The organism is Streptomyces sp. NPDC052236 (assembly GCF_044548015.1).
Lineage (GTDB): Bacteria > Actinomycetota > Actinomycetes > Streptomycetales > Streptomycetaceae > Streptomyces.
On record NZ_JBIUBL010000046.1, the window covers coordinates 1 to 12,297 of the forward strand.

Annotated in this window: 10 protein-coding genes; 9 read left to right on the forward strand and 1 reads right to left on the reverse strand. The window is 68.2% G+C overall.

All coding sequences use genetic code 11. The features are described from left to right. Nucleotides 1-479 precede the first annotated feature (479 nt). The 6 genes from ACIHCQ_RS41835 to ACIHCQ_RS41860 all read left to right on the forward strand — a co-directional run bounded on the left by ACIHCQ_RS41835 (nucleotide 480) and on the right by ACIHCQ_RS41860 (nucleotide 6,079). Nucleotides 480-1,046: an ATP-binding protein gene (locus ACIHCQ_RS41835; protein ID WP_399674247.1), complete on the forward strand. Its 567-nt coding sequence runs from the start codon at nucleotides 480-482 to the stop codon at nucleotides 1,044-1,046. A gap of 349 nt (nucleotides 1,047-1,395) precedes the next feature. Beyond that, on the forward strand, nucleotides 1,396-2,298 hold the full coding sequence (locus tag ACIHCQ_RS41840; protein ID WP_399674248.1) for a hypothetical protein: 903 nt from the start codon (nucleotides 1,396-1,398) through the stop codon (nucleotides 2,296-2,298). A 173-nt stretch (nucleotides 2,299-2,471) separates the two neighbouring features. Next, nucleotides 2,472-3,371: an endonuclease/exonuclease/phosphatase family protein gene (locus ACIHCQ_RS41845; protein WP_399674249.1), complete on the forward strand. Its 900-nt coding sequence runs from the start codon at nucleotides 2,472-2,474 to the stop codon at nucleotides 3,369-3,371. Between the two features lie 272 nt (nucleotides 3,372-3,643). Beyond that, nucleotides 3,644-4,288, forward strand: a complete 645-nt coding sequence (locus ACIHCQ_RS41850) for a hypothetical protein (RefSeq protein ID WP_399674250.1) — start codon at nucleotides 3,644-3,646, stop codon at nucleotides 4,286-4,288. A gap of 487 nt (nucleotides 4,289-4,775) precedes the next feature. Next, nucleotides 4,776-4,928 (forward strand): hypothetical protein, encoded by a 153-nt coding sequence (locus tag ACIHCQ_RS41855; RefSeq protein WP_399674251.1) that lies wholly within the window; start codon nucleotides 4,776-4,778, stop codon nucleotides 4,926-4,928. Continuing rightward, the gene (locus ACIHCQ_RS41860) at nucleotides 4,925-6,079 is read left to right on the forward strand and encodes an MFS transporter (RefSeq protein WP_399674252.1); all 1,155 of its coding nucleotides are present in this window, start codon (nucleotides 4,925-4,927) and stop codon (nucleotides 6,077-6,079) included. The genes ACIHCQ_RS41855 and ACIHCQ_RS41860 overlap by 4 nt, the downstream gene beginning before the upstream one ends. Before the next feature lie 637 nt (nucleotides 6,080-6,716). On the opposite strand, the gene ACIHCQ_RS41865 is transcribed toward ACIHCQ_RS41860, so the two are convergent. Further along, nucleotides 6,717-7,388 (reverse strand): hypothetical protein, encoded by a 672-nt coding sequence (locus ACIHCQ_RS41865; RefSeq protein ID WP_399674253.1) that lies wholly within the window; start codon nucleotides 7,386-7,388, stop codon nucleotides 6,717-6,719. A 250-nt stretch (nucleotides 7,389-7,638) separates the two neighbouring features. Between ACIHCQ_RS41865 and ACIHCQ_RS41870 the strand changes: the two genes are divergently transcribed. Genes ACIHCQ_RS41870 through ACIHCQ_RS41880 form a run of 3 tightly spaced genes read left to right on the forward strand, consistent with a single transcriptional unit; the run spans nucleotide 7,639 to nucleotide 11,954 of the window. Next, entirely contained in the window at nucleotides 7,639-9,126 is a 1,488-nt protein-coding gene (locus ACIHCQ_RS41870) for a DUF4331 domain-containing protein (RefSeq protein WP_399674254.1), read from the forward strand. Then, nucleotides 9,123-10,415 (forward strand): tetratricopeptide repeat protein, encoded by a 1,293-nt coding sequence (locus ACIHCQ_RS41875; protein WP_399674255.1) that lies wholly within the window; start codon nucleotides 9,123-9,125, stop codon nucleotides 10,413-10,415. Before ACIHCQ_RS41870 ends, ACIHCQ_RS41875 begins: the two co-directional genes overlap by 4 nt. A 3-nt stretch (nucleotides 10,416-10,418) precedes the next feature. Continuing rightward, nucleotides 10,419-11,954, forward strand: a complete 1,536-nt coding sequence (locus ACIHCQ_RS41880; protein ID WP_399674256.1) for a nickel transporter — start codon at nucleotides 10,419-10,421, stop codon at nucleotides 11,952-11,954. Nucleotides 11,955-12,297 lie beyond the last annotated feature (343 nt).

The window sequence follows — 12,297 nt, forward strand, 5'->3', positions numbered from 1 at the left end:
CTTCACCGTGGACACGGTCCGCCGACCAGCGCGAGCATGCCAAGACGCCCGCACACCAGACCCGTGACCTGCAACTTCACGATGCACACCGCTCATTGCTGCTGAGCCGGTACGTGGCTCCGGGGAACGCGCTTGGTCTGATCTCTGGTCGACCTTCGTTCCGCCGGGAGCGTCGATGACGCTGTCTGCGCTGCCCGCTGACGAGCAGGACCGCTATTTCGCTCAATAGCGACAAGCGTCAGTGGTCGCAGCAAATGGGAGCCTGGTTGGCGGGGGCGTAGTGACATTGCCGCAGTGATATCACCACAGAGGTTGGGAGTTTGGGCAATTCTTGGGCATGGTGGTTGCCCGCCGCCTGACCGGGATTCCACTGGAGGCACGGTTCTGAGGTACTTCCCGGTGAGGCTGGCAAGCGATCCGTTCGCCTGTGGGAGATCGCGTTGATGTCCTGGCTCACTGCCCCACGAGAGGTCTCAGCCATGCCACGCCCGCTCCAAGAGTTGCCTCACGGTTTCAAGGTCCCCGCCGCCCTTGAGGAAGTGGCAGCGGCGCGCAGACGCGTTGTCGAACAGGCTCGGCACCTTGGCGTAGTCGTGGACGATCAGATGCAAGGCGACCTGGAGCTCTTGGCCGGAGAGGTGATCGCGAACGCCGTCTGGCACACGGCGGCACCGTGTGTAGTGGGCGTGCAATGGAACGGGCAGCGGCTGCGTGTGGAGGTGACCGACACTGGCGTCGACTCCTGCGAATTGCGCGCATCACAGGCTGGGCCGGAGGACGAAAGCGGACGCGGCCTCGCCATCGTGGACGCGCTGGCGACCGCTTGGGGGACGCAGCTGCACTCGGCCTCGTCGAAGACCACATGGTTCGAGTTGGCAGCCCGCTCGGCCGCGCAGGTTTCGCAGTCCGCCATAACGGCGTCGTCCGCTACAACGCCTGCACGGCGTGTGGTCTTCACCTGCACGGATGGGTTCGGCTCCTCGGCACCTGTAAGTGCGCCTGTGCCGATATCGGGCCGAGTACTGCACCGCTACGAAGCTGCCTGACGGTTGTCTTTGGCTGGACTGAAAAGGCCGAATACGACGTTCTGCCAGACCGCCTGCTACTCCAGCCAGCGGTCCACCAGTTACTTCCTATCCCCAGTCTGGCATCCCCGCGGCGGGTACGGCCACTCGGTGCGCTCCCAGCCCTCCAGCCGCACGCGGTAGGAGCGTCCGTCCTCCACCAAGTCGACATGCACCGGTGGCGGGGAGCTCCTCTTTCGAGACAGACCGGACTCGAAGGGCCATTGAGCCGTTGCACGGTCTCCCCGGCAGGGTGGCACAGAAAGGACAGAGCCCCGTGTCGCTGACACGACCACGTACGTGTGGCACACGTATTCCCCTCACCCGGAGCATGTGGCGCCCGGCCAGCGACGCCGCGCCGGGCAAACCGGGACTGGCACGCAGCTCCATCGTCTGCGAACTGGCAAAGCACACCGACACGGCGCAGCACTGCGGAATTGCCCGGGAGTTCCCGGGACCGCTGGGAGGCGCGGTGTGGGCGGAGTGGCTGGACGGCAGGGAGCCCCACTTCCCAGCCCGGGAGGACTGCGCTGGGCGGGTGTCGTTCCCGGACGGTCCAGACGATGTGTGCGCGCTGTTTGCCGACCATCCGGAACCGTGCATGTCCGCCCTCTCCAGCGTCTACCGCGAGAGCCCGGCGCGGCTTCCCCGGATTCTCGATGTACTGGGCGTACTCGGCCACGGCGACCGGCACGAGCCTGCGGCCGTGCAGGCCACCGCCGAGGAGGCGGTACTGCTCGTCTGGGACGAGCTCACGGCTCGCGACGCCTGGGCACCGATGGCCGACTGGAACCACGCGGCTATGTACCGGCTGTTGAGCTGGGCACACTCGCGAGAGTCGAGCCCTGACCTCCTCTCCGCCCTGTCGGGCGGACTGGCCGATTTCGCCCGGCTCTGCACAACACCATCAGAATATGCGTGCCGCCGCGGCGAGGATGCTGCGGCCATGCTCACGTGCATTCGTGACCTGCCTCAGCCGTGGCAGGTCACAGTGCTGGGAGGGCAGCGCAAGCCGAAGTGCCGCGAGTCGAGCTACTACGACCCTGATCCGCGTCCATCCACGCCTCGCCGCGGTCTTGCTGAGGCGCTCGCAGACGCGACCGAGCGCGCGGGCAGAAACGAGGACCCGCCCCGCCCCCACCCGAACTACTCACGCTCCGACTGGGATCTGGAGGAAGACTGCCGTCTCGGCGCCACCGCGCTTGAACGGCTGTCGGGGTTGCCGCACGGGTGACAAGTGGATGCCGTACGACAGATCGCCTCAGGTGCCGAAGCTCTCTCGGCCGTATCTGACGCGGGCCAAGGCATCAACATCATCCGCACCTTCGGGGTGTACGTCGCCTGATGCGCACCGCACCAGCCCCGCCGGACGCCGCCTGCCGAAGACGCCGATACGTAGGAGTCCCCTTGACCACCCACGAAGAAGAGTTACGCGTCGCGAGCTGGAACATCGAGCACAATGGTCGCGGACGTGACGGCGGTGAGGACCACCGCCACCTGGCGCACGACATACTCGCTGAGTTCCGGCCGCACGTCCTGTTCCGCCAGGAGCTCACCGGCGCCTGGGACAACGGGAAGCGAGACCTGTACGCGGAAGCGAACCGTCTCGGGCTGATCCCGTTCATGTCCCTGCCCAAGGAAGGCCGGAGCCGTAATCCCGTCGGCGTGATGATCGACCCAAGCCTCTTCCTCACGGACGCCCACTTCGATCACGACCTGCCGTGGAAGGCGATCTGCAACCCGCAGGTCCGCCTCAAGGGCTGTCCGAAGCAACTCTGCCTCGCTTCGGCGCACTTGTGCCATTTCGACCCCTCGCTGCGCGAGACCGAGGCCAGGAGGCTCACGGTCCTGGCCGACAGCGGCCGTAGCGCCCTGTTCGGGATCGACGCCAACAGCTACCCCCACCGGATCGGGGAGGAGGCAGTCTCCCTCCCGGACTGGCAGCAGGTCGCAGACCGAGTTCACTACGAGCACCGCACGGTTGAACGGAATGGGCAGCGCGGCTCCGACACCCGCCCGGACGAGATTCTCTCCGGCGGCAAGGGCGTGTTCGTCGACCTGGGCCACTACGCGGGCACGGTCCTGAAGCAGCCCGGCGCTCTGGCCGCAACAGCGAGCCTCAAGCGGACTGACCAGGGCCCAGCACAGCGCATCGACCGCATGTACTGCACCCCTGACCTTGTCCCTGCCCTGCGCCACTTCGAGGCCGTCGTCACCGACGAGGTAGGAGAAGTGTCCGACCACGCGCTGCTGGTCGCGCGCTTCGACCTTGCCGTGCTTCGCCGCATCCTCACGCCCACGCACTGACCAGACCCAGGGGTACCCGTGATCATCAACGTCGCGAGCTGCAACTTCGAGAACAACGGAGGAGGCGATCGCGAGCTCTGGCAGCGGATGCACGACCGGCTGCGCTCACTCGACGTGCACCTGCTGCTCCGGCAGGAGATGTGGGGCGCGGACGCCAATGACGGGGAACTCGCGGACGCGGCCGAGGCCGTGCTCGGCATGCCTGGTCTCATCGGGGAACGCTGCTGTACCGCCGTCTACCACGCCCCCGACCTCTTCACCCCCGTGCGCGAATGGTCGAGTACCGGACCGATGTGGGTGCTGCCCCCGCCGTCCGGAACCTGCGGCTGGCCGGCACCCCCGAGACCGCGGCGCCGCTCGTGGTCGGCTCGTACCACCTCAACTACGCCTCGACCACCACGAGGCTGGCCGAGGCCGAGTGGCTGACGACGTGGAACGACAAGTGGGAGCGCAGGGGGAACCGGCGGATCAGGCTGCCCGCACTGCTCGGCGGAGACAACAACAGCTATCCGGAGCCCGGCGCCGACGTCGACCCGGCTCTGCCGGTCCTGGAGCACATCCAGGACCTGCCCCATCGGGCTCACCGTTCCTACCAAGGCCCTGACAGCACACGGCTGATGGACACCCGGCCCGACAACGTTCTGCGTACCGCGGGCCTGGAAGATGTCGCACGCTACCTCGCCGTCCGCAAGGGCATCGGCTCCGCCGTGACCTCAACCGTTGACGCCTACAAGACCCACGGCCCGCAAGCCCGAATCGACCGCATCTACGCCAGCGAGCAGCTGCTCCCCGCTGTGGTCGACGTCGAGGTCGTCGACATGAAGGGCCTGTCCGACCATGACACGGTGCTGCTCCGCCTGGACCGTGACGTGCTCGCGGACATCCTTAACAACCCGATCACTCAGGAGGCCGCATGACGTCCCGGAGACGGCGATAGGGACACAGGTTCGACCGCGTCGAGACCGACGCGCGCCGGGCCCGTCTTCCCGGGCGGAGGGGGCGGCGCAATGCCCGAAGTGAGTGACCGCTCACCGGGAGGGCGAATCGCACACCTCCTACCCCGGCCGCGGCCTTCGGGCAGACCGGCGCCACCCCGTAGACCGAACTCGAATTCGAGGAATCGCCCCGAGATGGGCGTGACATCCCTCGGTTGGACGTCGTTTCGCCATCACCCGTTCGACGCGAGGAGCAGCGATGGACGAGCACCGGGCAACCTCTTCGAAGGGGTGCGGGCGATTCGAACGGCACGTCCACACGGCGCAGTAGCACGAGGACAAGGGAGTGCAACGTGAACGGCCTCGCCATGGGCGTCCGCAAGCTGATCGGCACCGTGGCCCAGGACCTCAGCGTCGTCGGCGCGCGGACGTGGAGTCGGCGAGGGCACGCTGGGCAAGGGCGGCTGGCATGAGTGACCACTGCCGCCGCGCAGTCGGCGTTCTGTTCCTCCAGCGCGACGGCTGCCGGCCCTTCACCCGCGAGTTCCTGCCCAACTTCGGTGCCCGTCAGCCCTGCGCCAACATCACCGCCCCGGAGCGGGAGGCAGGTGGGGCGGTGTGATCACATTTGGCAAGGAGCCGCCCGCGACGGCGTGGCACCACCGCGGCTTCCGCTCGTTCCTCGCCGGCCAGTGCGCAAGCCTGTCCGGTAGTGCGGTCAGCTCCGTCGCCGTGCCCGCCCTCGCCGTCCTCGACTTGGACGCCACCACCACCCAAGTCGCCACCTTGACCTTCCTTGGGCAGCTGCCGAACTTTCTCATTGCGCTGCCCGCCGGCGCGCTCTGCGACCGCCGTCCGAAGCGCCCTTTGATGGTCTTCGGGGACCTGGCTGCCGCCATCGTCCTGGTGAGCGTCCCGGCCGCCGCCGCGCTGGGCACGCTCACGATCGGCCACCTGTACGTGGCCGTCCTCCTGCTCGGCGTCTCCAAGGTCATCCACGACGCAGCCGCCATCAGCTACCTGCCTGGCCTCGTCGGACCAGAGCTGGTGCAGAACGCCAACTCCAAGATGGGTGCCGCCTTCTCCGTGGCCGACAGCGCGGGCCATAACGCGGGCGCCATCCTCGTCGGCGCCCTGGGCGCAGCCCGATCCGTGCTCGTCGACGTGCTGTCGTACCTGGTCAGCGCCTGGTGCATGTGGCGTATCCGCACCCCCGAGCCGCCCCGTCGCCCAGCCCGGCACAGCCTGGTCGCTGAGGTCGCCGAGGGCCTGCGCTACGTCGCCCGGCACCCCACGATCCGTTCCTTGATCCTTGCCCTGTCCTTGCTCAGCTTCGCGCTGGGCATGATGAACACCTACTGGACTTTCTACTTGTTCTCGACGCTCCATTGGAGTCCGACCGCCCTCGGCGTCGTGATGGGTGTGGGCGGCGTCGGCAGCCTGGCCGGCGCGCTCTGCGCTCCGTGGACCGGGGACCGGATCGGCCCCGGGCCGCTGATCATCGTGGGGTTCGCGCTCACCCCGCTCGCCGAACTCCCCCTATTATTCGCCCACCCCGGGCGCGGCTGGCAGATCGTCCTGGCCGCGGCCCTGGTGGTGCAGCTGTTCAGCGCGACCGCCGCTGGGACTACTCAGCGCTCGGCCCGCCAAGTGCTGTGCGAGCCCGGCCTCCAGGCGCGGCAGCAGGCCGCCAGTACCTGGCTCACCGCCGGGTCTCGCCCGCTTGTAGGTTCCGCGTTTCGATGGACACTGCTCATGCGAGATGGACAGTGAATGGGCATTTCCGCGTTTTCGTGGGCACTGGCTGCGCTCAGTAACTACGGTCGATCGTATGGCCGTTGAGAGTCCAAGGCGATCCGGAAAGAAGAATGTGCCGGTCCTGGCGTCGATCCGGTACGACGACGCGTCGGTGCGCCCCAAGCACACTGCTCGCGACGAGACGCGTCAGCGACGATGGACGGGCCGTGGCCGAGAGTCGGTTGGAACTCGCCCGTCTACTCCTAGCCGACATGGATCCTGCAGTACGCGGGATCTACGCCCAGCCGTGCCATCTGAGTGCCTGTGCCGGCGACCGGGTGCGACATCATGCGCCGGACTTCCTGTGATCACCGCTCAGGGACGGCCCGGGTGGTCAACTGGGAACATGTGCGACCTCATAGGCGCCATCAGCCACGTCCGACGGACCCGCCCATCCTGGCTGGCTGAATCAGAACGGGGCCCCGGGACAATCTCCGGGACCCCGTATTGGTGATGGGTGTTCGCTGGTTGAGAACCCGGCTGCTTCCGCCGCTCGCTTTCCTTCAGTGCCGTGATGTGCTCTAGCAGGGCGCGGGGCCAGGAGGGCGGCTCATCGTGCTGGACGAGTTCGACGATGAGTGACGAATCAATGAGGGCTCGGGACTGCCGCCGATTACGCCGTGGGGACGTAGTCGAAGTTGGGGGTGAGGGTGCCGAACAGGGCACCGACGCGCGGGGCTTCGCCCCCTGTCACCGATGCGAACATCTGTGAGGCTCCCGCGGTCATGTAGAACGGTGCCTGCTTGATGCGCCAGCCGGTGAAGCTCGGTCGGGCTCCGGCGATGACCTCCGCGTAGGTGGACTCGGCGACCGTGAGCTCGTCGGAGAACGTTTTGCCGTCGACCGTGATGCCTGCGCTGTAGGCGGGCGTCGGCATGACGCGGATGTAGGTCGGCATGAGGGTGATGGTCTTGCCGGAGGGTGCGTGGTGGAGCTTGAGACCGCCGGGGTAGAAGATCCGACCCTTGGAGTCGAGGCCGTCACCGGCCGTCGAGCCGATGGGCATGCTGAAGCCTTGGGCGTCCGCGTCCATCGCGAATGGGCTGATGGCTTCCAGGGTGATGTCCTCGCGGGCCATCCATGCCAGCATTTCGTCCCCGAGCTCCACCTGCGCGTCGCCCCACGGGGAGAGGTAGAGGCCGGGGAACGGGTCGGAGGCTGCCGCGGTCCGGGTGGCGGTGGCCGGCTGCGGAGCGGCCGCTCCGGCCGAACCCAGACCCAGCGGCACGGATAGTGCGGCTACGGCGGCGAGGACGGTGAGACGGCGGAGTCCGTGCATGAACATCAAACGTGTCCTGTCTGTGAGGGGTGGGGGCTGGAAGAGTTCTGCGGACCGAACCCAACAGGTATGTCAGGGACCACGAATCATCAGCGGGCGGACGCAGATCTCCTGGTGCGCATGCCTATCAATGCATAGATGTGCGGCCAAATGAAAGCACCATTGGGCCAGTCGGGTGAAAATGTCGTACTACGGTCAAATCGAGATCGCCACCACTCCAGACTGAAGCGACTGCCCCTCACTACTGGAGAGCCGCATGCCTGGAATCGCCGGAAGAACAGGATCAGTTGGACTGTCGCGTCGGAGGCTCGCCGCCCTGACGACGGCCACCGCCGCGCTCGCCACCGCCTGCCTGTGCGGGCAACTGACGGGCGTCAGCGAGGCCGGCGGGCACATCGACGCCCCGTCGTCGGTGCTTGACTCACCGGCGGATCTGACCGATGTCTACGCCTTCACCAGCCCCGACGATGCGGACATGGTCACGCTCATCGCGAACGTCCGGCCCTTCCAGGTGCCGGGCACCGCGGCCAACGCGCTCGTGGACTACCCGTTCGCGACCGGTGCCCGGTACGAGATCCACACGGACGCCGACGGTGACGGGGCGCCCGACACCACGTACCGCTGGACCTTCCGCGACGAGGACCGCAGGCCCTTCGGGATCGGGCCGAAAGTCGGTCCGCTGCCGGTGAATTCGCTCGACGACCGGTCGCTCGGCGTGCGCCAGAAGTACACCCTGGAGAAGATCAGGGCAGGCGGCTCCACCGAGACACTGCTGCGGGACGCGATCGCCTCGCCCACCAACACCGGCCGGGTCCTGATGCCCAATTACGGCAAGCTCCGGACACAGGCGATCCGCGAACTTCCCGGCGGCGGACGGACGGTGGCCACCCAGGCAGCGGAAGCCTTCAAGGCCGACACCCAGGTCTTCGGCCTCTACACGGTCGGCACCAGGGGCCCGGTACCGGGATGGCTGCCCGATGCCCAGCCGCTGTCCGCGTTGAATGTGAACAGCCTCGTCCTGCAGGTGCCCAAGCGTGACGTTGCCCTGAACGGCGATTCGAAGCGCAACCCGGTCGTGGGCGTGTGGGCGACAGTCTCCCGGCAAGGGGCGGACCTGGGCCGGAGTCTGTCCGCGCAGGCCGCCACGTTCCGGCAGGTCTCCCGGCAGGGCACCCCGCATATCGCCTTCGGGCTGTTCGGCTCCACCATCGGGCTGGCCAGGCCCGGCGGGCCCGAGGACCGGCTCCAGGCGCGCGCGCCGAAGGACGACCACCTTCAAGCCGACTTCCTGGCCGCGACACTCGATCCCGTACCGCCACACCGCATCGAGCGGGCCCAGGGACGCAAGGCTCCGGCGACTCCGCGTCGTGACATCCAGGCCCTGTTCATGAAAGGCATCGGCAAGGACAACGGGGCCGCGTTCGGCTTCGACCTCAACACCCACACGATGAACGCCGACGCCGACCCGAAGCGCATCGTGCTCGCCGAGGAACTACGGCTGAACCTCAGCACCCCGCTCACGGCCAACCCCAAGGCGTACGGGGTCCTCGACGGAGACCTCCAGGGCTTCCCCAACGGGCGCCGCCTCAACGACAACATCGACGGGCCACTGATCCGGATGCTGGAGGGTGAGCCCGCCGGGCCGTCCGCCGCAGATCTGCTGCCCAAGCCAATCGTCAGCCTGGAACCCGCCGACGCACAGAGCACCTTCCCCTACCTCAACCTCCCGCACGCAGGCCCGTGAAGCCTCTGATCACCGCCGCGGGCGCAGCGGTGGCCGTAGCCGGGTGTGTGGCGGGACTTCTGTACCTCGGTCCTGACACCGCCCGGCCACAGCCCAATGCTCCGCCCGCCGGAGCGGACAGCGGTTCCATGGCTGCGGGCAGCGATTCGATTGCCGCGGTCGGCGCCGCCCGGGAGCGTACGCGGGCATTTCCCAGCGATCCGGCGGCCTGGGCCGGCCTGGGCCGCGCCGAGATCGAGCAGGCCCGCACCACCCTCGACGCGAGCCGGCTCGACGCCGCTGAAACGGCGCTGGGCCGCTCGCTCACCCTCGACAGCACGGACAACTACGACGCCGTAACGGGCCAGGGGCTGCTCGCCAACGCCCGGCACGAGTTCGCCCGCGGGCGTCAGTACGGGCTGCGCAGTACCCAGATGGCGCCCGACCGGCCGGACGGCTACGCCGTCCTGGCGGACGCCGAGATCCAGCTCGGAAACTATCCCGCGGCGCGGACGGCCGTACAGCGGCTGCTCGACATCGCCCCGACCGCGGCCGCCTACAGCAGGGCCGCCTACGACCTGGAGACCCACGGCAGGCCCGAGGACGCCGCCATCGCGCTTCAGCGGGCCGTGGACAGTGCGAACACAGCCGACGAACGAGCCTTCGCCGAGGCCCGCCTGGGCGACCTGGCCTGGTCCTCAGGCAAGGTGGACCTCGCGGAACAGCACTACCGGCGGGCACTGGACGCCGTACCGGATCACCTGTACGGGCAGGCCGGAATCGCCCGTATCACCGCGGCACGAGGACACCCGGACACGGCACGTGAGCTCTACGGGCGGCTGACCGAGCGGACGCCGTTGCCTCAGTTCCTGCTGGAGGCGGTGGAACTGCGGCAGGCAGCAGGGGCCTTTGGCCAGGGAAACGAGGGGGCCGCGCTGGCGGCTCAGGTGCGGATGGTGCGCGCGGACGGTGGTCCCGTCGACCCCCATCTCGCCCTCTACACCGCAGACCACGGAGATCCGAAGATCGCGGTGGACCTCATGCGAAGAGAGTGGAACCACACGCGAAGCGTGATCGTCGCCGACGCGCTGGGGTGGGCACTGCACCGTGCGGGACGGGACACAGAAGCCCTCACCTACGCCCGGCAAGCGGCCACAACGGGGTGGCGAAACGCGCTGTTCCGCTACCACCGGGGCGCGATCGAGCAGGCACTCGGCATGCCCGAGGGAACCCGCCGTCTGCGCGAGGCCGCCGCACTGAACCCGCACCTCTTCCCGCACCGACCGCAGGAGGATGAGGAGGATGAGTAGGTCATGAAGCGTCTTCACTGGGCGGCGGCCGTCTCGGCACCCGTGCTGGTGCTGCTCTGCCTGACCACGCCACCCACAGCCCATGCCCACCCGCTGGGCAACTTCAGCGTCAACCACCACGACGGGCTGCGGCTGTCGCACGACCGGATCGAGGACACTGCCGTCATCGACAGTGCGGAGGTCCCCACCGCGCAGGACAAGGAGGCCACGGACACCAACCGCGACGGGACCATCTCACCGGCGGAGGCAGCGAACCGGGCCGCCGAGCGGTGCACCGAACTCGCCCGCCGCACAAGGGGTTCGGTGAGCGGTAAGCAGATCGTCTGGCGCTCGGGACGCTCCGCCCTTGCGTACGGGAGCGGGGCCGCGGGCCTGGCGGTCGCCCGGCTGACCTGCGCGCTGCTTGCCGACGCCGACCTGTCACAACGGGCCGAAGTCACCTTCGTCTCCGGGGCGGACCCGGCGCGGACCGGCTGGAAAGAGATCACAGCAGTCGCGGGAGACGGAATCCGGCTGGCCAAGTCATCAGCCCCGTCCAGAAGCCCCAGCAATGTGCTGACCCGGTATCCAGCGGACGAAGGCGAACACCCCCTCGACACAGCCGCTGCACAGTTCCGCACAGAACCGGCCGCTTCCGGGGCCTCCGGACCCTTGAAACAGGGGCAGGCGCCGGCCGTTCACGCGGTGGACCGGGGCGCCGTCCTCTTCCCGGCGCTGGAGAACCGGCTCACCAACCTGACAGCGGGACGGGACCTCACCCTGCCCGTGGGCCTCCTCTCCGTCCTGCTGGCCCTGCTCCTGGGCGCCGGCCATGCGACACTCCCGGGACACGCCAAACTCGCGGTCGCCGCCTGCCTGGCCCGCCGGGAAGGCGGTGTACGGGCCGCACTCGCGGTCGGGACGACAGTAACGGTGACCCATACGGCCGGAGTCCTGGCCATGGGCCTGATCTTGACCGCGGGAAGCGGATTCCTGGGAGAGCGGCTGCTGGCCGGGCTCAGCGCGGCCAGCGGCACGCTGATCGCGGTACTGGGCACCCTGCTCGCCATCACAGCGGTACGGACCCTAAGAACGGGACGACCCGCGTCGCACTCGCACTCGCACCACGGACACAACCATCGCCATGCCCACGCGCACACACACGGGCATGACCACGCGCACCCGCACGAAAACGGTCACAGGCACGACAGCGCTCACCACGACCGGAAAAAAACCGGCCGCGCCGGCCTCCCCACCCTCCTAGGCGTGGGGCTCGCGGGCGGCCTGGTACCCAGCCCATCAGCCCTCGTCGTGCTACTGGGCGCCATCGCGCTGAGCCGCACGGCCTTCGGCGTCCTGCTCGTCCTCGGCTACGGCCTCGGCATGGCCCTCACCCTGACCACCGCCGGCCTACTGCTCTCAGACGGCACCAGCAGACTCGCCACCCTAGGTCAACAGCGCCTGCCCACTCTGCGCCGCTACACCCCCTACGGAACCCTCCTGACCGCACTGGCCGTCCTGACCGTCGGGATCGGGCTCACCCTGCGCAGCCTGCTCTGAAAAGGTGCTCGGTGTGGGCGAATCGTACTTTATCGGCGCAAGGAGCAGAGCCCAGCGTCGCCAGCACCATCGAATGAGACGCGACAGGCACTTCTGCCGACCTCGGGTGGGCGAGCAATTCGGGAGCGTCTGGAATCTCCTCGCCTTTCAGGCACGCTCCAACCTCGTGAGTGCAGTTGGTAAGAGCTGGTCGTGATAGCTAACGGTACTGGGCTGGAACAGCGGCGGGCTAGGAGCGTGTCTCAGTAACGAGCAAGCGGCCCGCTGGCCGTGATCGATGGGATCCGGTCGCGGCCGTCCCGTCAGCACCTGTGAGGCCGTGGCTGGGTCCTGACAGGCAGGT